Below are 20,934 nucleotides of genomic sequence, written 5' to 3' on the forward strand. Positions count from 1 at the left end.
TAAAAAATGACCGATACCGCAGGACTTATGCACATTCTGCAAATATGCGACAGCCTTTTCCCAGTGGGTGCGTTCACGCTTTCAAACGGGCTTGAAACCTACGTTCAGCATGATATCATCACTTCCCCAAAAGGGCTTGAAGAATATCTCCATTCTTACATCTCAGTGCTGCCCTACAATGAGCTTGGTGCGGCGGCAGCGGCATACAATGCTGACGAAAAGGAGCTTTGCCGTCTTGATGAGATATACTCTGCGGTGAAAACACCATTTGAGATACGAAGCGGCTCAGAAAAGGTCACAAGGCGTTTTTTCAAAATATTCAACAATGGTCGGGAAAGCTTCACAGGGCTTTATAAAAGCCTGACGGAGCAGGGCATATGCAAGGGTCATCAGTGCATCGCCTATGGGCTTTATATGCGTGACAATGGCATCGAGCTTTCAGAGGGGCTTGCGGTATACGGCTATTCCATATGCTCCGCCATAGTCACAAACTGCGTGAAGCTTGTACCTCTTAGTCAGCTTGCAGGGCAGAAAATTCTCGGAGAGAGCTTTGAACTTATATCCTCCGCTTCAGAAGAAGCCCTTTTCACTGATATAAACGATATCGGCATAAGCGGTGCAGGCTTTGACCTGCGTGCAATGCAGCACGAACGGCTGTATTCAAGACAGTATATGTCATAAGCTATGATTTATATAATATAATAAGGAGTACCAAAAATGAGCTATGTAAAAATAGGCGTAGGCGGACCTGTGGGATCGGGAAAAACCGCACTTATCGAACGCCTTACAAGAGAAATGTCAAAAGAATATTCCATATGCGTTGTAACAAACGATATCTACACCAAAGAGGACGCAGAATTTCTTACAAAAAACTCATGCCTGCCTGCTGACAGGATAGTTGGCGTTGAAACAGGCGGCTGTCCTCACACTGCCATAAGAGAAGACTGCTCAATGAACCTGGAAGCCGTTGACGAAATGGTGAAAAAGCACCCTGACACGCAGATCGTTTTCATTGAAAGCGGCGGCGACAATCTTTCCGCCACATTCTCCCCTGACCTTGCAGACGCTTCTATCTATGTTATCGACGTTGCACAGGGTGAAAAGATACCAAGAAAAGGCGGCCCTGGCGTGACACGTTCCGACCTGCTTGTTATCAACAAGACAGACCTTGCGCCACTTGTTGGAGCTTCCCTTGAAGTAATGGCTTCCGACTCAAAGCGCATGAGGGGCGACAGACCGTTTCTTTTCACAAATCTCATGAGCCGTGAGGGCGTTTCTCAGGTCATAGACTGGATAAAAAAATCAGTGCTTTTTGAGGATTTGAAATGAACGGCAGACTAAGCCTGTCAACAGCCTTTGACGGACAAAAAACCGTTACTGAGGACTTATATTTTGCTCCCCCTTTCAAGGTGTATTCACCATTTTATGACCATAAAGGCTGGGCGAAATATATCTCAATGTGCGGCTCAGCAGGAGTATTGGCAGGTGACGAAAACGAGATAAAGCTTTTTGTGGGGGAAAACTGCAAGGTCATTTTCACAGATCAGGGCTATCAAAAGCTTTTCAACACAAACGGCGGCGTATCAAAACAGAGCATAAAGCTTGTTGTGCGCAAAAACGCAAGGCTTTGCTATATGCCCCACCCTATTATGACCTTCACAGGCTGTGAGCATATCTCCATGGGCAAGGTGAACATCACAGAAAGCTCTGAGCTTATTTTCTCTGAGATATACTGCTGTGGCAGAACTGCAATGGGTGAGGAGTTCGGCTTGAAGCGCTTTCGCTCACGCACCGAGATAGCAATTGACGGCAGGGCGGATTTTATCGACAACACTCTTATCGACCCCGCCGCACTGCCCATACGGCAAAAAGGCTTTTTCGAGAGCTTCACCCACACGGGATTTATGTATATCTACACCCCTGACAAGACAATGCTGGAAAGCATTTACCAAGCCGACTACACAGGCGACCCTGACAGCGCACAGCTTTGCGCCACTCACACGGAACATGGCATAGCCATAAGAGCCTTGGGACGTTCGGGAGAAGAGATCTTTGACGCTTTTCAGAACATTGCAGAAAAAATTTGCACATAAAAAGCAGCGGATAAAATATTGTTAAACTTTTCATAAATGATAAACAAAACCAGTGAAAGCCTGCTGTAGGCTTACACTGGTTTTATTATTTCTCACATCTCACAAGAGCCACGATCTCCCCCTTGTCAACCAAAACAAAATATGCTATAATATAAGGGATTGTAACCTACAACCATATTAAAATACAGATATATACAGATAACGAAAGGATTAGCTATGGATACTTCCGCACTTCTTTGGTATAAGACCCCTGCAGACGATTGGAACAAAGCACTGCCCCTTGGAAACGGCAGGATAGGCGCAATGGTGTTCTCTCAGCCACTTGAAGAGAGGATTCAGCTCAATGAGGACTCCGTCTGGTCGGGCGGCTTCCGTGAAAGAAATAATAAGTCCGCACTGCCTAATCTCGAAAAAGTGAGAAAACTGCTTTTTGAGGAGAAAATAAACGAGGCTGAAAAAATAATCTATGGCGCTTTCTGTGGCACGCCTGTAAATCAAAGGCACTATATGCCACTTGGCGACATGAACGTTATACATTATAAAGAGAGCGAATGTGACTTCAAGAGCAGAAGCCTTGACCTTAACACCGCTGTCTGCACCACAGAATATGCCATAAACGGCGTTGACTACACAAGAGAAGTGTTTATCTCACAGCCCGATCAGGTGCTTGTTATGCACATAACGGCTTCCGAGAAAAAAGCGATAAGCGTCCGTGTACGCATTGACGGCAGAGATGATTATTTTGATGATAACTCGCCCGTTCATGACAACGATATCCTCTTTTACGGTGGATGTGGCTCAGAGGACGGCATAAACTTTGCCGCTTATATAAAGGTACTCCACAAGGGCGGAAAGGTCTACCCATATGGAAGCTTCATAACCTGTGAGGACTGCGACGAGGTGACTATCCTCCTTGGCGCACAGACAAGCTACCGCTGTGAAGATTACAAGGGACAGGCTGTCTTTGACGTTGAAAGAGCCGAGGAAAAAACCTATGCACAGCTTAAAGCTGACCATATCGCAGACTACAAGTCATACTATGACCGTGCGAATATCTCCCTTTGCGACAACAGCTCAGGTAATTCCACCCTGCCTACAGACGAAAGACTTGCACTTGTGAAAGAGGGCGATCCCGACAACAAGCTTATTGAAATGTATCACAATTTCGGCAGATATCTTCTTATTGCAGCCAGCCGAGAAAAGACCCTGCCTACAAATCTCCAAGGCATTTGGAACAAGGATATGTGGCCTGCTTGGGGCTGTAAATTCACTATCAATATCAATACCGAAATGAACTATTGGTGTGCAGAGAACTGTAATCTCTCAGAGCTTCATATGCCTCTTATCGACCATATCGAGAAGCTCCGTCCAAACGGCAGAAAGACCGCAAGGAATATGTATGGCTGCCGTGGCTTTGTCTGTCACCATAACACCGACATATGGGGCGACACCGCACCGCAGGACTTGTGGATACCCGGAACACAATGGCCAATGGGTGCGGCATGGCTCTGCCTGCACATATGGGAGCATTATCTCTATGTTCAGGACAGAGAGTTTCTCAGCGAGAAATATGACACCCTGAAAGAAGCGGCAGAATTTTTCCTCGACTTCCTTATCGAGGACAAAAAAGGCAGACTTGTTACCTGCCCGTCAGTTTCCCCTGAGAATACCTATCTCACAGCTTCAGGCTCAAAAGGCTCTATCTGCATAGGTCCGTCTATGGACAGCCAGATAATCTATGAGCTTTTCACTGCCGTTGCGGAAGCTTCAAAAATACTTGAAACTGACGGAGGTTTCAGAAAGAAAGTCCTTGAAGCCAGAGACAGACTTCCTGCACCTGAGATAGGCAAATACGGTCAGATAATGGAATGGGCAGAGGACTATGACGAGGTAGAGCCTGGTCACAGGCACATCTCACAGCTTTTCGCACTCTATCCTGCTGACATCATAACAATGCGAAAGACCCCTGAGCTTGCCAAAGCCGCAAGGACTACCCTTGAAAGACGTCTTTCACACGGTGGCGGACACACAGGCTGGTCAAGGGCATGGATAATAAACCACTGGGCAAGACTTTTTGACGGCGAAAAAGTGTACGAAAATGTTATAGCACTTCTTTCAAATTCCACAAGCGAGAATATGTTCGATATGCACCCGCCTTTCCAGATAGACGGAAACTTCGGTGGCACAGCCGGTATCACGGAGGCACTTTTGCAAAGCGAGAACGGCGAGATAATTCTCCTGCCTGCGCTGCCGAAAGAATGGTCGGAGGGCAGCTTCAAAGGACTTTGTGCAAGAGGCGGCTTTGTTATCGACCTTGAGTGGAAAGACTCAAAGATAACAGCCTGCCACATTCACTCAAGGTGCGGAAAGAAGTGCAGGATAGTGTGTGACAGTGTAAAGGTACACACTGCAAGCAGCGAGGTACAGACCTTGTACACAGACGGCGCAGCAGAGTTTGACACGGAAACAGGTAAAACATACACGCTCACATTCTGAGCAAAAGACAAAATTTGAGAGGATATTGAAATGAGACATTATCGGATAATGGCAGCGGCTGTTGCAGCAATTTGCACGCTGTCAGGCTGCGGAGTGCAGATAGGCAGAAACGAGAGCATGACCGCCCCCGAAAAAACATCTGTTGTAACCACAACAAAGAAACAGACAAACGATGACAGCAAGGCTGACGAGCAGGCTTTAAAAAGCTATGAAGAAACAAAGATAGTGGCAAACGCCATACCTTATGTGAAGTTTTCAAAAAGCGTTGAAGCCGAAACAGGCTCAGTTTCAGGCAAGGCGAAAGTAAAAAGCGACCGCAAGGGCTACAAGGGCAAGGGTTATGTGACGAACATTTCCGCTGAGGAAGATTGGTCAAGAGAGATCGAGCTTACCGACTCACAGTATTATAACCTTACCATAACAGTGGCTTCCGATGTGCCGTGCGTGAACGGCATAGCTGTGAACGGCAAAAAGCTTCAGGATTTCTCAGCCAGCGGCTCGGGCAAGTTTGAAAAGGTGACTTTCAAGAACATCTACATAGAAAAAGGCAAGACGGCAATATCCGTTATCCCTGTGGACGGCGGACTTGACGTTGACTGCCTGACCCTCACCGCAAGCGAGGATATATCAAAACTTGACCTTACTATGTCAAAGCCTGCTCTTTCAAACAAAGACTCCGACTACAACGCAAAAGCGCTTTATCAGTATCTTTGCGAAAGCTACGGCAAGCAGGTGCTTTTGGGTCAGCATGACACCATCGGCACATCTGCTGAAACAGACATGATATACAAAACCACAGGAAAATACCCTGCAATACGTTTTGGCGACCTTATGCTTGCCACTGAAAAGGACAGCATCACCACCGACACCGAGATGAACATCGCCATGGATTGGGCTTCAAAGGACGGCATAGTGGGCTATATGTGGCACTGGGCTGCCCCTGACGACAAGCGTGAATATTATGCCGACCAGACGGATTTTGACATCAAAAAGGCAGTTACAAAGGAAAATATCGCAGAACTCAGCCTTGAGGATATCAAAAAGCTTCAAAAGGACGGCAAGGTAAGCAAAGAATGTGTTGCTGTCGTTCAGGATATCGACACCGTATCTGAGAAACTCTCCACCCTCCGTGATGAGGGAATAGCAGTGCTTTGGCGACCGCTCCACGAGGCCAGCAACGGCGATTTCTGGTGGGGCAATGACAAGGAAGCCTACAAATGGCTTTGGAAGCTTATGTACGAGCGTCAGACGAAATACCACAAGCTGAACAATCTCATATGGGTATGGTCAGCACAGAATGCCGATTGGTATGTGGGCGACGAATACTGCGACGTGCTTTCCTGCGATGTTTATGACGACGGCAATAAGGACGCACAGGTGAACATAATGCTTTTCCTGCAAAGCATATCAAAGAACAAGCCTATCGCAATGAGCGAATGTGGAAGCTTCCCTGACATACAGAGCATTGCAGACGAAAAAGCCATGTGGGCGTTCATAGGTCAATGGGGTGGAAATTATCTTATGACCGATGACGGCAAGCTTGCTGAAGAAAACAACACCGCCGCCGAGCTTATCAAGATGTATAACAACAATCTCACTCTAACAAGGGATAAGCTCCCCGACTTCACCCACCTTGCAAGCTCCATAAAGGACACGGAAGAAAAATCCGCTGAGAGCAAAAAGAATGATAGCTCAAAGGCTGACAGCAAAGCGAAGAAAGAAAATACTTCTAAAGCAGAATAATATCGACCCGACACGGCAAAAAAAGCCTGTCGGGTTTTAACTTTTTATTGACAATTTTGAAGAATTTTGTTACAATGGGGAAGTAATAAGATTTTAGGCGGAGGAAATTATATGAAAATTACAATGGATACTACGTTTCAGGAAATAAGGGACGCTTTTGCAAATATTAATGCAGACGATATTGAGCATGACGAATTTGCCTTGCAAATGAAAGAAGCAAGAAATAACACTAAGAACAATGGTAAGATTCTTAACCAAGAATTTGATTTTTTTATTTCTATTATTCTTGGTGGTTATAAAAGATCTGTAAATGACAACAAGGAAATTGTTAACTACAATATGACTTTCTTTCCAAACTCAAAAAGTGGAAATCCTTGGGGCATTGCATTTGAAGCATCTATGGGGCTATCTTCAAACCAAATAAAAAAATATGATGATGCAGCCGAAGTCAAATCATTAAAAAATGATAAAGCACTAATGAGGCAGGAATTTTCAACATTTTGCCGAGATTTACCTTCCCATACTACATTATCTCAACTTAGCCAAGCTTGCACAACTTCTTTATTTGACCCGACAACTTATCCAACACTGCATAAATATTGTGATAACCCAACTTCACAAAATCCAGCTCCACTCAGGCTAAAAATTAATAATATTATCCCATATTTCATAAGTCAACCGACACCTGCACTCCCAGCCCAAGCCCCAATCCAACAGCCTCAAGTAAAACCCTATGACCCAAACGAAGTTACACAATACATAGGTCATTGTATCAAAACCTCCCGCAAGAAAAACATAATCTTCACAGGTGCACCAGGAACAGGAAAGACATATTCTGTTGAGAAGTATGTCAACGAACAAAATAGTGAACAGCTAGATTCAATATGTAGTTATTCCAGCAGGTACTTCAAATTCGTTCAGTTCCACGGCTCATATGACTACACCGACTTTGTGGAGGGTCTGCGCCCTATAGAGCGTGCAGATCAAATGGTATTTGTCCGCATGGACGGCACTTTCAAGGCGCTTTGCCGTGAAGCGGCTGAGGCTGAACAAAGCGCAATGGACGAAGAAATAGAAGCACCAATCTACTATTTTGTCATAGATGAAATAAACAGAGCCGAGCTTTCTAAGGTTTTTGGCGAGCTTATGTATTGCTTTGAAAAGCGTGGCAGTGAACATAAAGTTCAGACACAGTATCACAATCTGCCTACATATGGAGAAACAGAAAACGGTATAGAAAAGCTGGACAATGATATTTTTAATGACGGCTTCTATGTGCCTGAAAATGTTGTGATAATAGGCACAATGAACGATATCGACCGAAATGTTGAGACCTTTGACTTTGCACTCCGCCGCCGTTTTGATTGGATACCTATAAAAGCAAATGACTTTATGGAAACCTCGCTCAGGTCTATGCTTAACGACGAAAAAGTCAGCAAAGACCTTGCACAGAGAGCCATAAGAATGAACGAAGTCATTTCAGGCGAGAGCGGCAAGAGATTTGGTCTTAATGAAGATTATCATATCGGACCTGCATATTTTAAGGACTATGATAAAGCCAAGAGCATGGGCGAAAATCTTGATGATATTTGGAAGCGCAATATAGAGTCTATACTTAGGGAATATCTCCGTGGCAAGAACGGCGTAGATAAATTCATAAACGATTGTCATAAAGCTTTGATGAATGACCAAAGCGGTGATAAAGACACCAACGAGCCACAAACCACTGCCGAGGACGAAGAATAATGTCAGCTATAAAAATAACCGCAACAGTCTATGACTATTCAAAGTTTGATGAAATAGAAATAGTCGAAGGCATTAACTACAAAGACGTGGTGCGGGATTTTATCTCCAGCTATAATTACACCTATGAGGGAAAAATTCACCACCTATGTAGAACTTTCAATGGAAAGAACTATATCGGCGGAAGTGTCGGCGTAGTGAGAAACCGTATCTATAGATACGCTGAAAAAGAATATGACATCACACTGCAAATAAAATCACGCTTTGACAAAGACTCAAAGCCATATTTTCTGGAAACCATGCTCCTCGATACATTTGAAGATGAGTATATAAAAGAGAATGACCTCAGAATAAATGACGATAATTTCTTCGATTTTCTTCTTGTCTATCTTTTCAAAAACGCCGTTACGGAAGCTTCAAGAAAAGGCGTATACAGAAAATATTGCCGCTTTGAGGGCAATAACAGCCGCCTAAAGGGCAGTATCGATATCGCACGGCACATAAGGCTAAACATGGGTATGCAAAACGGCAGGATAGCCTATTCTTATCGTGAAAACACCATAGACAACCCTCTTAACCGCCTTATCTATGCCGCACACAAACGCCTGAAAGAACGCTTTAGCAACAACTCCGTCATGACGGCGCTTCTTGACAGCAGTGAGATAACAAGCTATCTTAACATTCTCCACTCGTCAATGGATCTCTATTCCACCAACGTAAAGACCATTCTTCCGCAGAATTTACAGCCTATCGCACACCCATATTACACCGAGTATGAAAAGCTCCGACAGGTATGCCTGAAAGTTTTCCATGACGAGTATCTCACCCTCTTTGACCCTGATCAAGACAGCGAAGCTGATACTATCCTGCTTTATATCCCGACCCTTTGGGAAAATTATCTCAAAAATCAGTTTGCCCGATATGATCTTGGCGTGGTAAAATCGCAGGAGAAACACAAATATCTTTGTGAGCTTTCAGATCCTCACGAAGTTCTAGACCCTTCCAAGAACGGAAGGCTCACCTCAAAACCTGACTTTGTGTTCAAGAAAGACAAAAAGCCTTTTATGATACTTGATGCAAAGTTCAAACCTAGTTGGGGAGAGTGTATGAAAAGTCCGCCTAATTATAAAGATTTTGATGACAACGACTTTAACAAATGCCTTCGTGACATGGTAATATTTGAGACTGATCGCACAGGAGTCATTTTCCCCGCACATAAAGATATTGAAACGATATTCAAACAGTGTTGTATTATCGGCAAAAAATATTTTTATATGCACGCAGTAATAGTTCCAGAAAGCAGTGATGATACCACCTATGAGGAGTGGCACAGCACTTTCATCGAGAACTTGAAAAAGGTCTGCGATAAAATCAGGGAAAGCATTAAAAACGAAGCTTAAAAAAAACCGCTGAGAGCTTTCTCAGCGGCATTTTTATACCCTATTTATCTTTCAGCGCCTCAGAAAGCGTCCGCCAGCCAAGCATTGCACACTTTACTCTTGCAGGCATATGGGAAATATCCCTGAGGGCTGACGCTTCTTCAAGGCTGTCTAGGAATTTTCAACAAACAATTATTCTAAACTAACTCACATAAAGTGATGATAACAAAAAAATTGATTTTACCCCTTGACAAATAATATTATATGACGTATAATATATTCAGCGATATAGTATTATAGATCTATATAATAACTGAGCTGACTAAAGAGAGGAGAGAGTAAATGGGCTTTCCAATAAGTGCAGGACTGCTTGATTCCATGGTACTGTCGGTGGTAGACAGAGAGGATACCTATGGATATGAGATAACGCAGTTCATACGCAGTGCGGTGGACGTTTCAGAATCCACATTGTACCCTGTACTGAAACGGCTTCAAAAAAACGAGCTGCTTGAAACCTACGATAAGGAATATATGGGCAGGAACAGACGTTATTATCATGTTACCCCAAAGGGAGAAAAAGCTCTTGAAGAATACCGCAGAGAGTGGAAGAAGCATAAAAATATGGTAGACCGTATATTATTAGAAAAAGGTGGAGAAAACACATGAACAGACTTGAGTATCTTACCCAACTACGCAGATTGCTTGAAGACGGCGGACTTGCCGAAGATGAAATAAATGACGCAATGGGGTTTTATGAGGAGATATTCCTTGATGCAGGTGCAGCCCATGAAGCTGAAACTGCCGCAAACCTCGGCTCGCCCGAAGAACTTGCCAACAAAATTTTGCAGGACAGCGGCATACACCCACAGGGCGACTCGGTATTTCAAATGGAAGCCGCCGCTGACCCATCACAGGCTCGTGATACTGACAATAATGTGCCACAGAACGGCAATTCTCTCTCAAAGCTTCTTGTTATCATCATCACAAGCCCAATATGGTTCAGCCTTATGTGTGCCTTTGCCGCAATAGCCCTGGCGATACTTTGCGCACTTTTAAGCATAATAATTGCAGTTTTCGCAACAGGCTTCTCCCTTACAATAGGCGGTATAGTAACACTTTTCACGGTCTATCCCGCAGGCATTGCCCTGATCGGTGCAGGACTTATTTGTATCGGACTTGGAGGCATGATTGTAATGCCTGTTATAAGGTGCATATGGCGTGGCTGTGTAAGCCTCTTCAACAAATTCACAAACTTTGTCCATAGATTTGTAAGCTCAAAGGCGGTGGCGTAATGGCAAAATATGATAATACAGGCGACGTAAAACGCAGACGTTTCCCATTTTTTTTGACGATATTTATTATCGGCATAGTGCTTTTCATTGTTGGCGTGGTGCTTATCAAGGTCACAAACACCAAAAGCCTTGGCAAGCGTTATTCCTACAACGAAACTTTTGACGTTGCCGCTATAGATAATATGGAGATCGACTTCTCCGCAGGGGATCTCAACATCAAAATGAGCAGTGACGAAAATATCCACGTCACGGGAGAAAATCTTCCAGAGAAGATAAATTTTTCGTCATCAAACAGCAAGCTTCAGGTCAAGACCGCCGACAGCCTTTTGCACCTTAAAGGCGGATATATCTCCTTTGACGGAAGTCAGCCTACGCTGACTATAGAGCTTCCTGAAAAAGCGTTTGACACTGTAAAAATAGACGCAGGCGCAGGACAAATGAAGCTTTCAGATCTGACCTGTGAAAACCTCGACATAGATTTCGGTGCAGGAAGCTCAGAGGTCATTAACGTCACCTGCAAAAATGAAGCCGACTTTGACCTTGGGGTAGGAAAAACAGTTTTCAAAGACTGCACTTTCAACGATTCCGACTTTGACTGTGGAGTAGGCGAAACAGACTTTTCAGGAAAGCTTCTCGGCGACGCTGAGATAGACGGCGGCATAGGAAGTATAAATTTTGATATCGACGGCTATAAAAACGATTATAAAATAAAATCAAACAGCAAAGTGAAAATAAATAGCACAACAGAAGAGAACGAGCTACTCTACAAAATAAAACTTGACATTGACAATGGTATAGGCGAAATTTCGCTTAATTTCAGATAAGGAGTGATAGAAATGGCAAAGCCACTTTACAAATTAAGAGAAGGCAGGATAATTTCAGGCGTTTGCGCAGGACTAGCGGAGTATTTCAACATCGACGTGAACATAGTCCGTATCTGTGCAGTGCTTATAGGCTGTGCAGGCGGTGCAGGAGTTATCGCATATATTGCGGCTGCAATGCTTCTGCCTGAGAAATAAGACCGTACTAAAAACAAAAACCACGGCTGAATGTAAACTCAGCCGTGTTTTTTTACGTCTTAACAAATATCTTTTCTGTTCATGAAAGTATGTGACAAATGCACAAAATTGCCGCACCAAAACTGTGCAAACAAATGATTTATATTTTAATTTGGCAACAATTCTGCAATTGTTGCATTTTTTATGCAACAAAACACCTCTTTTTCGGGATAAGTAGGAGGTGATAAACATGGAAGCAGTAATAGCGGCGTTCATAGCGGCGGCCGCCAGCATAGCCTGCCAGCTTATAATAGCTCGTTCGGGAGCTAAACAAAACAAAAAATCACAGGAAGCCACCGAACGGCTTATTATATATAGAATAGATAGGCTGGAACAAACAGTTTCCGAGCATAACGCACTCATCTCAAGAATGGCGGCAGCGGAACAAAAGATAACAGACATGGAAAGGGAGAGATATTCATGAAAGAAAAACTCGCAAAGCTCATTGACGTAAAATCGCTTGTCACACTGCTTATGACAAGCGTGTTCTGTATCCTCACGCTGAAAGGGATAGTCAGCGGAGAGCAGTTCATCACAGTTTTCACCGTGGTGATATCATTTTACTTTGGCGTACAGACGGCAAAAAAATCTGGAGGTGACGGCAATGAAAAAAGCTAAGGGCATAGACGTTTCCCATTGGCAGGGGAGAATAGATTTTGACAAGGTGAAGTCACAGGGTTACAGCTTTGTGATGATAAACGCAGGCTACGGCAAGTACATCAGTCAAAAAGACGAAAATTTCGAGAAGAACTATGCCGCCGCCAGAAAGGCTGGTCTTAATATCGGCACATACTGGTATTCCTACGCCCTTACAGAAGCCGATGCACTTGCGGAAGCGAAAACTTTTCTTGAATCGGTCAAAGGCAAGAAGTTTGAATATCCCCTCGCCTTTGATATTGAGGACGCTTCCCAAAGCGAACTTCCAAACGCTGCCATAAACAAAATTATAGAAGCCTTCTGCGACTATCTCGAAAGCAACGGCTACTATGCGGCTGTCTACAGCTACGCAAACTTTTTCAAGCGCAAGGTATCAGACTCCGTAAAAAACCGCTACGACATTTGGGTGGCACACTTTGACGTTGCAAAGCCTGCCATATCAAACTATGGAATGTGGCAGTATACAAGCAAAGGAACTGTAAACGGTGTTTACGACCGCTGTGATTGCAACTACGCCTACAAAGACTACCCTGCCATAATGAAGAAAAAGTGCCTTAACCTTTACCCTTCCAACGCAAAAAATCTCGATACCACAGGCTACAAAAAAGGTGATAAAGGCAATGGTGTCCTTGCACTGAAATATCTTCTTATGCTTTCAAAGAAAAAGGGTATGCACAATATCAACCTTGATAAAAACGATATTTTCGGTGCAGGCACTCAGAAAGCCGTGAACAATATACTCAAAAACCACAGCTATTCACAAAACGGAATAGCAGGCAAGAAATTCATTGACCTTTTAGGCAAAGAGCTTCTATAATAACCACAAGCAACCGCAACAAACATAGGGGCGAACAGCGTTCGCCCGCATATCTTGATACCAATGCCCAAATATAAGCACATAAAAAAGGCTGTACCCTTACGGATACAGCCTTGAATGCTATGCAAAATTTATTAAACCAACTGAATGATAGCCATTTCAGCAGCGTCGCCACGACGTGGTCCGATCTTGATGATCTTTGTATAGCCGCCGTTTCTGCCCTCATATGAAGGTGCAATGTTGTCAAACAGCTTCTTAGCTACGTCTTCCTTAGTTACATAAGAAAGTACCTGACGCTTTGAGTGAAGGTCGCCTGCCTTGCCGAGAGTAATCATTTTCTCAGTCATAGCAGCAACTTCCTTAGCTCTTGTTACAGTGGTTTCAATCTTACCGTTTTCGAGAAGATAAGTAACCATAGCTCTGAGCATTGCTTTTCTCTGGTCGCTAGTTCTTCCCAGCTTTCTTGTGCCTGGCATAGATTTTCACTCCTTACTTTAATTATCGTCCTCTGAATTAAGGTCGTAACCCAATGAATGAAGCTTTTCCTTGACCTCGTCGAATGACTTCTTACCAAGGTTTCTTACCTTCATCATTTCTTCAGCAGACTTTTCAATCAAATCGTTAACCGTGTTAATTCCTGCACGCTTCAGACAGTTAAATGAACGCACAGATAAGTCAAGTTCCTCAATGGTCATCTCAAGGATCTTTTCCTTGCCCTTTTCATCCTTTTCAACCATCATCTCTACAACGTTAGTCTCTTCTGAGAGATCAACAAAGAGATTCAGATGCTCGTTGAGGAGTTTGGCTGCCATTGATACAGCTTCCTTAGCGGAGATAGTACCGTCGGTCCAAACCTCCAATGTAAGCTTATCAAAATCGGTGATCTGTCCAACACGGGTGTTGTCAACCGTGAAGTTCACCTTTAATACAGGCGTATAAATACTGTCTACTGCAATAACACCAATAGGGGCGTTAGGCATAAGCGCCTTGTTCTTTTCCGCAGAAACATATCCACGACCTCTGTCGATGACAATTTCCATATAAAGCTTTGCGCCCGGTCCCAAAGTTGCAATGTGCATATCAGGAACAAGAATGTCCACCTCAGAATCTGTCTTGATGTCGCCGGCAGTGACAACGCACTCGCCCTCGGCCTCAATGTAGATAGTCTTAGGACCCTCGCCGTAAAGCTTTGCAGTTAAACCCTTGAGGTTAAGAATGATCTCAGTAACATCTTCCTTAACTCCGGGAATTGTTGATAGTTCGTGGTGTACACCGTCGATCTTTACCGATGTAACGGCGACGCCTGGCAAAGAGGAGAGCAGTACACGTCTCAGACTATTTCCGAGCGTAATACCATAGCCACGCTCCAGAGGCTCGAGAATAAACTTGCCGTATGTTCCGTTGCTCTTTAGCTCGGCTGTTTCGATTTCAGGCTTTTCTATTTTTTCAAGCATTTAAGACCCTCCTGTTTTCAAACTCGATTGTTTTATATGATCAATAACACATACACTTCCAAAAACATATCAAGTATTTCTCCGATACGCACTCTTGAAGAGTGCATACCGTAAGAACCACTATCAATACATTATTTAGAATACAACTCGACGATGAGGTGCTCCTCGATGTCATAGTCAAGGTCTTCCTTAACAGGCATACGAAGAACCTTAGCTGTCTGGTTGTCCTTGTTTACATCAAGCCATGTAGGAGCTGCCTTTGAAGCGTTAGCCTCAATGATCTGCTTGAACTTCTCGCTCTTCTTGCTGTTTTCCTTAAGTGAGATAACATCGCCTTCCTTGATTCTGTAAGAAGGGATGTCAACTCTCTTGCCGTTAACAAGATAATGACCGTGAACAACGAGCTGACGAGCCTCTCTTCTTGTCATTGAAAGACCCATTCTGTATACAACATTGTCAAGTCTTGACTCGAGAAGAGTAATGAGGTTAGCACCGGCCTGACCCTCCATTTTCTCAGCAAGCTCGAACAGGTGACGGAACTGCTTCTCAAGAACGCCGTAGATGAACTTGAGCTTCTGCTTTTCCTTAAGCTGCATACCGTATTCTGAAACTTTCTTTCTCTTGTTAGCGTTAGGATCACGCTTTGTTTCCTTAGCGATACCCATAACTGCTGGGCTGATTCCGAGAGATTTACATCTCTTGAGTATTGGTTCTCTATTTACTGCCATGGTAAATACCTCCGTTTTCTAAATGTTATCGGGTCTTAGCCGAATTGCTTACCCGACTTTGAGTAAACTACAAACTCAAATTGTCTTATAAACTATACACGTCTTCTCTTTGGAGGACGGCATCCATTGTGAGGGATCGGAGTTACATCCTTGATAAGTCTAACTTCAAGATCCTCAGACTGCAAAGCTCTGATTGCAGCCTCACGGCCAGCACCAGGTCCCTTTACAAAAACTTCAACTGTCTTAAGGCCATGCTCCTTAGCAGCTCTTGCAGCAGTTTCAGCAGCTGTCTGAGCAGCGAATGGAGTAGACTTCTTAGAACCTCTGAAGCCGAGTCCGCCGGCAGATGCCCAAGAAATAGCATTGCCCTGCATATCTGTAATAGTTACGATAGTGTTGTTAAAAGTAGACTGGATATGAACCTGTCCCTGTTCAATGTTCTTTCTTTCACGACGACGACGAATAGTAGTCTTCTTCTTAGCCTGAGCCATTGTTCACACCCTCCTTACTTCTTCTTATTAGCGATTGTCTTTACAGGACCCTTACGAGTTCTTGCGTTGGTCTTTGTTCTCTGACCTCTAACTGGGAGACCTCTTCTGTGACGAAGACCACGATAACAACCGATTTCTGTCAATCTCTTGATATTGAGCGCAACATTTCTTCTGAGGTCACCCTCAACAGTGATGTTATGGTCAATATATTCACGCAATTTAGCTACATCGTCCTCAGACATATCCTTAACTCTTGTGTCAGGATTTACGCCTGTTTCATTAAGAATCTTAGTAGCAGTTTTCTGACCTATACCATAGATATAAGTAAGAGCAATTTCAATTCTCTTATCCTTTGGCAGGTCGATACCAGCAATACGAGCCATTATTTAGCTGCACCTCCATTATTGGTTTGTTAGCCCTGACGTTGTTTGTGCTTAGGATTCTGGCAGATTACCATAACCTTGCCTTTTCTCTTGATTACCTTGCACTTCTCGCAGATAGGCTTAACTGAAGGTCTTACTTTCATTGAAATACCTCCTTTGAATTTAGCGACAAGAATTAAAAATTCTTAAACTTACGGGAAAGCTTACTTAGCTCTCCATGTGATTCTTCCCTTTGTCAAGTCATACGGTGACATTTCGACCGTTACCTTATCTCCGGGTACGATACGAATATAATTCATACGCAGCTTACCCGAAATATGAGCAAGGATTTTATGACCGTTTGAAAGTTCTACCAGAAACGTTGCATTTGGCTTAGCCTCAATTACCGTTCCCTCAAGTTCGATAACGTCTTCCTTTGACATTAAAAAACCTCCCCATCTAAAAGGTTTTGGTCTGCTGTAACACGGTTTGGGTCAAAACCTTGTATCAGCCGTCTTAATTTCCTGTTTGTCAGCTCATCAGTGCTGATGTTGACGCCCGCAGGTGAAATGTGTTTTATGTTTTTACGCTTTGGCTTTTCAAGCTTACGCTCCTTGCCGTCTGCGATATACACAAAACCGCCGCTGGCAGCTACCGCAACAAAATATCTGCCCTTATCACGGCCTGCGTTCGCAAGCACCACTGAACCGATCGGTATATCTACAACGCTTTTCTCCGTCATACTTTGGTCAGGATAACTGCCCCGTCAGGAGTAACTGCGATTGTATGCTCAAAATGAGCCGCCCACTTTCCGTCTTTTGTCTTGACAGTCCAACCGTCAGGCATTGTCTTGATATCAGCCGTACCCATGTTTATCATAGGCTCTATGGCTATTACCATACCTGCCACAAGTCTGATGCCGTGACCAGCCTTGCCATAGTTTGGAACTTCTGGATCTTCGTGCAGGTTTTTGCCCACACCGTGACCAACGAACTGTCTTACAACGGAGTAGCCGTTGTCCTCATTGTATTTCTGAATGGCCGCACCCAAGTCGCCAAGTCTAACGCCTGGCTTTACCATATCTATTGCAAGATACAGACTTTCTTCGGTGGACTTCATCAGAGCCTCTGCCTCAGGGGAAATCTTGCCTACAGCAAAGGTCTTGCAGGAATCTCCGTGATAGCCGTCAATGTAAGCACCAACGTCTACTGAAACTATGTCGCCCTCGCAAAGCTTGCGTGGACCGGGGATACCATGGATTATCTCATCGTTGACGGAAATGCAGGCTGAGCCTGGAAATCCGCCGTAGCCAAGGAAGCTTGGCTTTGCACCATGAGAAGTGATATATCTGTGAACGACTTTATCAAGCTCGTAGGTAGTCATACCTGGTCTGATAGCCTCGCCCGCAGCGATCAATGCTCCGGCGGTTATTGCGCCCGCCTTCTGCATTTTCTCGATCTCTTTATTGGATTTAACGCATATCATTAAAAACGCCTCGGATCTATGCCTTAACAGCTTCGAGAACAAGCTTTGAAGTGTCCTCTACCTTATCCTGTCCCTCAACAGTAACAAGCTTACCCTGCTTACCGTAGTAATCTTTAAGAGGAGCGGTTGATTTGTGATATGTCTGAAGTCTGCTGATAACTGTTGCAGGCTCGTCGTCCTTACGGATAACGATCGGCTTTCCGCAAACATCGCACACGCCCTCTACCTTTGAAGGCTTGAAAGCTGTGTGGTAAGTAGCGCCACAGTCGAGGCAAACTCTTCTGCCTGAAAGTCTCTGCTGGATAGTCTCGTCAGGAACATATATCTCTATGACCTTGTCTATCTTAACGCCCATAGCGTCAAGAGCCTCAGCCTGAGGAACTGTTCTTGGGAAACCGTCCAGAATGAAACCGTTCTGAGCGTCAGGCTCAGCGATCCTGTCCTTAAGGATACCAATTACGATATCGTCTGATACAAGGTCGCCTGCGTCCATAGCAGCCTTAGCCTTGAGACCGTACTCAGTGCCAGCCTTAACAGCCGCTCTGAGCATATTGCCTGTAGAAATAGTAGGAATGTTCAGAGCCTTGCAGATAACCTCAGCCTGAGTTCCTTTTCCCGCACCGGGAGCGCCTAAAAGAATAATATTCATTTTTAACTCCTTTTTATCTCAAACGTAAAGCCTATGGTTTATTCAAGGAAGCCCTTATGATGACGCATCATCATTTGAGATTCCATAGTTCTTGCAGTTTCAAGAGCAACTGATACAACGATGAGTATCGAAGTACCGCCCATTGCAATATTCATCTTTGTGATCGAAGTGAAGATAATAGGGAAGATAGCGATTATTCCGAGGAACACAGCTCCTACCAATGTTATCTTTGACAGAACCTTCTTAAGATAATCGGAAGTTGGTCTACCAGGTCTGATACCAGGGATACCGCCGTTGTTCTGTCTGAGGTTGTTTGCGATCTCAAGTGGGTTATACTGCATTGAAACATAGAAATAGTTAAAGCCGATTATCAGCACAAAGTACAGACAAGCGTAGAACGGATGAGTGTACTCGAACCAGTGAAGGAAGTGATCGTAGAAGCTTCCGCTCTTAGGTTCAATGAACATTTTGAGTGTTGAAGGCAGTGACATGAAAGCCATTGCAAAGATGATAGGCATAACGCCGCTCATTGCGATCTTGATCGGAATAAAAGTATTCTGACCGCCGTACTGTTTTCTGCCGACTACTCTCTTAGCGTACTGTATCGGTATTCTTCTTTCAGCCTCGTTCATAAAGATGATAAAGCCTATCATCAGAACGAACACAACAAGGATAGCAATTACGAGAATGATGTTCTTAGCCTCGCCTGTCTTCATGTAATCGAACAGACCGATAACTGCTGAAGGACCTCTTGCAATGATACCTGCGAACAGGAGCATTGAGATACCGTTTCCGATACCCTTCTCGTTTATCTCGTCACCAAGCCAGATCGTCAGTGACGCACCTGCTGTAAAGCAAGCGATAATAACTATCTCTGCGAATATCTTGCTAAAGCCCTCTGTGTAAACACAAGCACCCGCTTTCTTCATGGTGAGGTAATAAGCCCACGCCTGGAAGATAGCAATAGCAAGTGACGCATATTTTGTTATCTTGTTAAGTTTCTTTCTACCCTCAGGGCCTTCCTTCTGGAGTCTTTCCAGCGGTGGGAGAGCGTAGGTCAGAAGCTGAATGATAATTTGTGCATTGATATAAGGTGAAACGGAGAGCGCCAAGAGAGTAGCTTTTGAAAAGTTACCTCCTGACAGAACGTTCAGATAGCTAAAAAAGTCACCTGACGAAGCACTCTGTTCAAACCATGCTGACAATGCGACTGAGTCAAGGTAAGGTACAGGAACTGTACCGCCGACTCTGTAGATGATGATGATGAAAAAAGTAAATAGAAGTTTTTTTCTTAATTCCGGAACTCTCCAGGCATTACGAAATGTCTCTATCACAATTACATCACCTCAACCTTCCCGCCTGCCTTTTCAATCTTTTCCTTAGCAGCTGCTGAGAACTTTGCAGCCTTAACGGTAAGGTTTTTAGTTAATTCGCCGTTTCCGAGGATCTTGACGCCGTCAAGTTCCTTCTTGATGATGCCTGAAGCTTTAAGAAGCTCAGTATCAACAACTGTGCCGTCAACAAATCTATCAAGATCAGATACATTTACGATAGCATACTTTGTTGCGAAAATATTGTTGAATCCACGCTTAGGGATTCTTCTTGCGAGCATTGTCTGTCCGCCTTCAAAGCCCGGTCTTATTCCGCCGCCGGAACGAGCCTTCTGACCCTTGTGTCCCTTGCCTGCGGTCTTTCCGTTACCAGAACCGTGACCTCTGCCCTTGCGCTTGCTCTCCTTTACGGAGCCTGCAACAGGTGATAATTCGTGCAGTTTCATTCAGATTGCACCTCCTTATGCTTCAGTTACTTTAATAAGATGGGAGATAACCTTTACCTTTCCCTTTGTCTGAGGATTGTCAGGCTGACAAGTCTTATCCCCGATTTTTCTGAGACCCAGTGAATTAGCGGTAGCGACCTGCTTATCGCTTCTTCCGTTAAGGCTCTTTATCAGTTCGATGTTTATTGCCATAACTGTTATCCTCCTTAGCCTGTAATTTCTTTAACTGTCTTGCCTCTGAGAGCTGCTACTGTTTCAGCGCTTCTGATGTTAGCAAGACCGCTTATTGTAGCTCTTACTGCGTTGTAAGGATTGTTTGAACGGAGCTGTTTAGCTCTGATATCCTTAATTCCGGCAGCTTCTACAACGGCTCTTACTGTGCCGCCTGCGATAACTCCAGTACCTGGTGCTGCAGGCTTGAGAAGAACCTCGCCTGCACCGAACTTACCGATAATTTCGTGTGGGATCGTTGTTCCCTTAAGTGAAATTCTGATAAGGTTCTTCTTGGCGTCCTGGATTGCCTTTCTGATTGCGTCAGGAACTTCTCCTGATTTACCGATTCCGAAACCTACTACTCCGTTTCCGTCGCCTACTACTACGAGGACTGAGAACTTCATTATACGGCCGCCCTTAACAGTCTTTGATACTCTGTTAATTGCAACGACCTTTTCAGTAAGTTCCATGTTTGAAGCATCTATTAAAGCCAATGT

At 44.2% G+C, this 20,934-nt stretch carries 28 protein-coding genes; 14 read left to right on the forward strand and 14 right to left on the reverse strand.

The features are described from left to right. Window positions 1-6 precede the first annotated feature (6 nt). From QVO88_RS02510 to QVO88_RS02580, 14 genes are all read left to right on the forward strand, one after another. On the forward strand, window positions 7-681 hold the full coding sequence (locus QVO88_RS02510) for an urease accessory protein UreF (RefSeq protein ID WP_022286956.1): 675 nt from the start codon (window positions 7-9) through the stop codon (window positions 679-681). Window positions 682-717: 36 nt separating this feature from the next. After that, window positions 718-1,329: an urease accessory protein UreG gene (gene ureG, locus QVO88_RS02515; protein WP_002851818.1), complete on the forward strand. Its 612-nt coding sequence runs from the start codon at window positions 718-720 to the stop codon at window positions 1,327-1,329. Beyond that, window positions 1,326-2,093 (forward strand): urease accessory protein UreD, encoded by a 768-nt coding sequence (locus tag QVO88_RS02520; RefSeq protein ID WP_022286957.1) that lies wholly within the window; start codon window positions 1,326-1,328, stop codon window positions 2,091-2,093. Before ureG ends, QVO88_RS02520 begins: the two co-directional genes overlap by 4 nt. Window positions 2,094-2,309: 216 nt before the next feature. After that, window positions 2,310-4,589 (forward strand): glycoside hydrolase N-terminal domain-containing protein, encoded by a 2,280-nt coding sequence (locus tag QVO88_RS02525; protein ID WP_022286958.1) that lies wholly within the window; start codon window positions 2,310-2,312, stop codon window positions 4,587-4,589. Window positions 4,590-4,619: 30 nt separating this feature from the next. Continuing rightward, complete coding sequence (locus tag QVO88_RS02530; protein ID WP_022286959.1) at window positions 4,620-6,332, forward strand: glycosyl hydrolase; 1,713 nt, start codon at window positions 4,620-4,622, stop codon at window positions 6,330-6,332. A 111-nt stretch (window positions 6,333-6,443) separates the two neighbouring features. Beyond that, entirely contained in the window at window positions 6,444-8,078 is a 1,635-nt protein-coding gene (locus QVO88_RS02535) for an McrB family protein (RefSeq protein WP_022286960.1), read from the forward strand. After that, complete coding sequence (locus tag QVO88_RS02540) at window positions 8,078-9,475, forward strand: 5-methylcytosine restriction system component-like protein (RefSeq protein ID WP_022286961.1); 1,398 nt, start codon at window positions 8,078-8,080, stop codon at window positions 9,473-9,475. The genes QVO88_RS02535 and QVO88_RS02540 overlap by 1 nt, the downstream gene beginning before the upstream one ends. A 321-nt stretch (window positions 9,476-9,796) precedes the next feature. Continuing rightward, window positions 9,797-10,120, forward strand: a complete 324-nt coding sequence (locus QVO88_RS02550) for a PadR family transcriptional regulator (RefSeq protein ID WP_002851767.1) — start codon at window positions 9,797-9,799, stop codon at window positions 10,118-10,120. Beyond that, window positions 10,117-10,746: a DUF1700 domain-containing protein gene (locus QVO88_RS02555; protein WP_022286962.1), complete on the forward strand. Its 630-nt coding sequence runs from the start codon at window positions 10,117-10,119 to the stop codon at window positions 10,744-10,746. The genes QVO88_RS02550 and QVO88_RS02555 overlap by 4 nt, the downstream gene beginning before the upstream one ends. Further along, complete coding sequence (locus QVO88_RS02560) at window positions 10,746-11,570, forward strand: DUF4097 family beta strand repeat-containing protein (RefSeq protein ID WP_022286963.1); 825 nt, start codon at window positions 10,746-10,748, stop codon at window positions 11,568-11,570. Before QVO88_RS02555 ends, QVO88_RS02560 begins: the two co-directional genes overlap by 1 nt. A 12-nt stretch (window positions 11,571-11,582) precedes the next feature. Then, window positions 11,583-11,765 carry a PspC domain-containing protein gene (locus tag QVO88_RS02565; RefSeq protein ID WP_022286964.1) on the forward strand — a complete coding sequence of 61 codons (183 nt, stop codon included), beginning with the start codon at window positions 11,583-11,585 and terminating at the stop codon, window positions 11,763-11,765. A 229-nt stretch (window positions 11,766-11,994) separates the two neighbouring features. Next, a complete protein-coding gene (locus QVO88_RS02570; RefSeq protein WP_022286965.1) occupies window positions 11,995-12,228 on the forward strand; it encodes a hypothetical protein in 234 nt (77 codons plus the stop codon). Continuing rightward, window positions 12,225-12,422, forward strand: coding sequence for a hypothetical protein (locus QVO88_RS02575; RefSeq protein ID WP_022286966.1), 198 nt, complete (start codon window positions 12,225-12,227; stop codon window positions 12,420-12,422). The genes QVO88_RS02570 and QVO88_RS02575 overlap by 4 nt, the downstream gene beginning before the upstream one ends. Continuing rightward, window positions 12,409-13,278: a glycoside hydrolase family 25 protein gene (locus tag QVO88_RS02580; RefSeq protein WP_022286967.1), complete on the forward strand. Its 870-nt coding sequence runs from the start codon at window positions 12,409-12,411 to the stop codon at window positions 13,276-13,278. The genes QVO88_RS02575 and QVO88_RS02580 overlap by 14 nt, the downstream gene beginning before the upstream one ends. Window positions 13,279-13,412: 134 nt before the next feature. On the opposite strand, the gene rplQ is transcribed toward QVO88_RS02580, so the two are convergent. The 14 genes from rplQ to rpsE all read right to left on the reverse strand — a co-directional run bounded on the left by rplQ (window position 13,413) and on the right by rpsE (window position 20,931). Beyond that, window positions 13,413-13,754 (reverse strand): 50S ribosomal protein L17, encoded by a 342-nt coding sequence (gene rplQ, locus QVO88_RS02585; protein WP_022286968.1) that lies wholly within the window; start codon window positions 13,752-13,754, stop codon window positions 13,413-13,415. Between the two features lie 18 nt (window positions 13,755-13,772). Next, the gene (locus tag QVO88_RS02590) at window positions 13,773-14,732 is read right to left on the reverse strand and encodes a DNA-directed RNA polymerase subunit alpha (RefSeq protein WP_022286969.1); all 960 of its coding nucleotides are present in this window, start codon (window positions 14,730-14,732) and stop codon (window positions 13,773-13,775) included. Window positions 14,733-14,863: 131 nt separating this feature from the next. Continuing rightward, window positions 14,864-15,460, reverse strand: a complete 597-nt coding sequence (gene rpsD, locus QVO88_RS02595) for a 30S ribosomal protein S4 (RefSeq protein WP_022286970.1) — start codon at window positions 15,458-15,460, stop codon at window positions 14,864-14,866. 92 nt (window positions 15,461-15,552) lie between these two features. After that, window positions 15,553-15,951 (reverse strand): 30S ribosomal protein S11, encoded by a 399-nt coding sequence (rpsK, locus tag QVO88_RS02600; protein ID WP_022286971.1) that lies wholly within the window; start codon window positions 15,949-15,951, stop codon window positions 15,553-15,555. Between the two features lie 14 nt (window positions 15,952-15,965). Next, window positions 15,966-16,334 (reverse strand): 30S ribosomal protein S13, encoded by a 369-nt coding sequence (gene rpsM, locus QVO88_RS02605; RefSeq protein ID WP_022286972.1) that lies wholly within the window; start codon window positions 16,332-16,334, stop codon window positions 15,966-15,968. 29 nt (window positions 16,335-16,363) lie between these two features. Further along, window positions 16,364-16,477, reverse strand: a complete 114-nt coding sequence (gene rpmJ / locus QVO88_RS02610) for a 50S ribosomal protein L36 (RefSeq protein WP_022286973.1) — start codon at window positions 16,475-16,477, stop codon at window positions 16,364-16,366. A gap of 60 nt (window positions 16,478-16,537) precedes the next feature. Beyond that, complete coding sequence (infA, locus tag QVO88_RS02615) at window positions 16,538-16,756, reverse strand: translation initiation factor IF-1 (protein ID WP_022286974.1); 219 nt, start codon at window positions 16,754-16,756, stop codon at window positions 16,538-16,540. Further along, complete coding sequence (locus QVO88_RS02620; protein ID WP_022286975.1) at window positions 16,756-17,055, reverse strand: KOW domain-containing RNA-binding protein; 300 nt, start codon at window positions 17,053-17,055, stop codon at window positions 16,756-16,758. The genes infA and QVO88_RS02620 overlap by 1 nt, the downstream gene beginning before the upstream one ends. Continuing rightward, complete coding sequence (map, locus tag QVO88_RS02625; protein WP_022286976.1) at window positions 17,052-17,798, reverse strand: type I methionyl aminopeptidase; 747 nt, start codon at window positions 17,796-17,798, stop codon at window positions 17,052-17,054. The genes QVO88_RS02620 and map overlap by 4 nt, the downstream gene beginning before the upstream one ends. 16 nt (window positions 17,799-17,814) lie before the next feature. Next, window positions 17,815-18,447 carry an adenylate kinase gene (locus QVO88_RS02630; RefSeq protein WP_022286977.1) on the reverse strand — a complete coding sequence of 211 codons (633 nt, stop codon included), beginning with the start codon at window positions 18,445-18,447 and terminating at the stop codon, window positions 17,815-17,817. Window positions 18,448-18,485: 38 nt separating this feature from the next. Next, window positions 18,486-19,781, reverse strand: coding sequence for a preprotein translocase subunit SecY (gene secY / locus QVO88_RS02635; protein WP_022286978.1), 1,296 nt, complete (start codon window positions 19,779-19,781; stop codon window positions 18,486-18,488). A gap of 2 nt (window positions 19,782-19,783) precedes the next feature. Continuing rightward, window positions 19,784-20,224, reverse strand: coding sequence for a 50S ribosomal protein L15 (rplO, locus tag QVO88_RS02640; RefSeq protein WP_022286979.1), 441 nt, complete (start codon window positions 20,222-20,224; stop codon window positions 19,784-19,786). A gap of 15 nt (window positions 20,225-20,239) precedes the next feature. Further along, window positions 20,240-20,416, reverse strand: coding sequence for a 50S ribosomal protein L30 (rpmD, locus tag QVO88_RS02645; RefSeq protein WP_022286980.1), 177 nt, complete (start codon window positions 20,414-20,416; stop codon window positions 20,240-20,242). 14 nt (window positions 20,417-20,430) lie between these two features. Continuing rightward, window positions 20,431-20,931 (reverse strand): 30S ribosomal protein S5, encoded by a 501-nt coding sequence (rpsE, locus tag QVO88_RS02650; RefSeq protein WP_022286981.1) that lies wholly within the window; start codon window positions 20,929-20,931, stop codon window positions 20,431-20,433. Window positions 20,932-20,934: the final 3 nt, after the last annotated feature.

It is taken from the genome of Ruminococcus sp. CAG:57 (assembly GCF_000435935.1).
Classification (GTDB): domain Bacteria; phylum Bacillota; class Clostridia; order Oscillospirales; family Ruminococcaceae; genus Hominimerdicola; species Hominimerdicola aceti.

What these genes read in the sequence shown, in the direction of transcription:
- rpsK (WP_022286971.1), bottom strand. Translation starts at nt 15,951, where the DNA reads ATGGCTCAGGCTAAGAAGAAGACTACTATTCGTCGTCGTCGTGAAAGA.
- QVO88_RS02550 (WP_002851767.1), top strand. Translation starts at nt 9,797, where the DNA reads ATGGGCTTTCCAATAAGTGCAGGACTGCTTGATTCCATGGTACTGTCG.
- rpsM (WP_022286972.1), bottom strand. Translation starts at nt 16,334, where the DNA reads ATGGCTCGTATTGCTGGTATCGACCTGCCAAAGGATAAGAGAATTGAA.
- rpsD (WP_022286970.1), bottom strand. Translation starts at nt 15,460, where the DNA reads ATGGCAGTAAATAGAGAACCAATACTCAAGAGATGTAAATCTCTCGGA.
- map (WP_022286976.1), bottom strand. Translation starts at nt 17,798, where the DNA reads ATGATATGCGTTAAATCCAATAAAGAGATCGAGAAAATGCAGAAGGCG.
- ureG (WP_002851818.1), top strand. Translation starts at nt 718, where the DNA reads ATGAGCTATGTAAAAATAGGCGTAGGCGGACCTGTGGGATCGGGAAAA.
- QVO88_RS02570 (WP_022286965.1), top strand. Translation starts at nt 11,995, where the DNA reads ATGGAAGCAGTAATAGCGGCGTTCATAGCGGCGGCCGCCAGCATAGCC.
- rplQ (WP_022286968.1), bottom strand. Translation starts at nt 13,754, where the DNA reads ATGCCAGGCACAAGAAAGCTGGGAAGAACTAGCGACCAGAGAAAAGCA.
- infA (WP_022286974.1), bottom strand. Translation starts at nt 16,756, where the DNA reads ATGTCAAAGGAAGACGTTATCGAACTTGAGGGAACGGTAATTGAGGCT.
- QVO88_RS02555 (WP_022286962.1), top strand. Translation starts at nt 10,117, where the DNA reads ATGAACAGACTTGAGTATCTTACCCAACTACGCAGATTGCTTGAAGAC.
- QVO88_RS02565 (WP_022286964.1), top strand. Translation starts at nt 11,583, where the DNA reads ATGGCAAAGCCACTTTACAAATTAAGAGAAGGCAGGATAATTTCAGGC.
- QVO88_RS02530 (WP_022286959.1), top strand. Translation starts at nt 4,620, where the DNA reads ATGAGACATTATCGGATAATGGCAGCGGCTGTTGCAGCAATTTGCACG.
- QVO88_RS02540 (WP_022286961.1), top strand. Translation starts at nt 8,078, where the DNA reads ATGTCAGCTATAAAAATAACCGCAACAGTCTATGACTATTCAAAGTTT.
- QVO88_RS02575 (WP_022286966.1), top strand. Translation starts at nt 12,225, where the DNA reads ATGAAAGAAAAACTCGCAAAGCTCATTGACGTAAAATCGCTTGTCACA.
- QVO88_RS02560 (WP_022286963.1), top strand. Translation starts at nt 10,746, where the DNA reads ATGGCAAAATATGATAATACAGGCGACGTAAAACGCAGACGTTTCCCA.
- QVO88_RS02525 (WP_022286958.1), top strand. Translation starts at nt 2,310, where the DNA reads ATGGATACTTCCGCACTTCTTTGGTATAAGACCCCTGCAGACGATTGG.
- QVO88_RS02620 (WP_022286975.1), bottom strand. Translation starts at nt 17,055, where the DNA reads ATGACGGAGAAAAGCGTTGTAGATATACCGATCGGTTCAGTGGTGCTT.
- rpmJ (WP_022286973.1), bottom strand. Translation starts at nt 16,477, where the DNA reads ATGAAAGTAAGACCTTCAGTTAAGCCTATCTGCGAGAAGTGCAAGGTA.
- QVO88_RS02630 (WP_022286977.1), bottom strand. Translation starts at nt 18,447, where the DNA reads ATGAATATTATTCTTTTAGGCGCTCCCGGTGCGGGAAAAGGAACTCAG.
- rplO (WP_022286979.1), bottom strand. Translation starts at nt 20,224, where the DNA reads ATGAAACTGCACGAATTATCACCTGTTGCAGGCTCCGTAAAGGAGAGC.
- QVO88_RS02510 (WP_022286956.1), top strand. Translation starts at nt 7, where the DNA reads ATGACCGATACCGCAGGACTTATGCACATTCTGCAAATATGCGACAGC.
- QVO88_RS02580 (WP_022286967.1), top strand. Translation starts at nt 12,409, where the DNA reads ATGAAAAAAGCTAAGGGCATAGACGTTTCCCATTGGCAGGGGAGAATA.
- QVO88_RS02520 (WP_022286957.1), top strand. Translation starts at nt 1,326, where the DNA reads ATGAACGGCAGACTAAGCCTGTCAACAGCCTTTGACGGACAAAAAACC.
- rpmD (WP_022286980.1), bottom strand. Translation starts at nt 20,416, where the DNA reads ATGGCAATAAACATCGAACTGATAAAGAGCCTTAACGGAAGAAGCGAT.
- QVO88_RS02590 (WP_022286969.1), bottom strand. Translation starts at nt 14,732, where the DNA reads ATGCTTGAAAAAATAGAAAAGCCTGAAATCGAAACAGCCGAGCTAAAG.
- QVO88_RS02535 (WP_022286960.1), top strand. Translation starts at nt 6,444, where the DNA reads ATGAAAATTACAATGGATACTACGTTTCAGGAAATAAGGGACGCTTTT.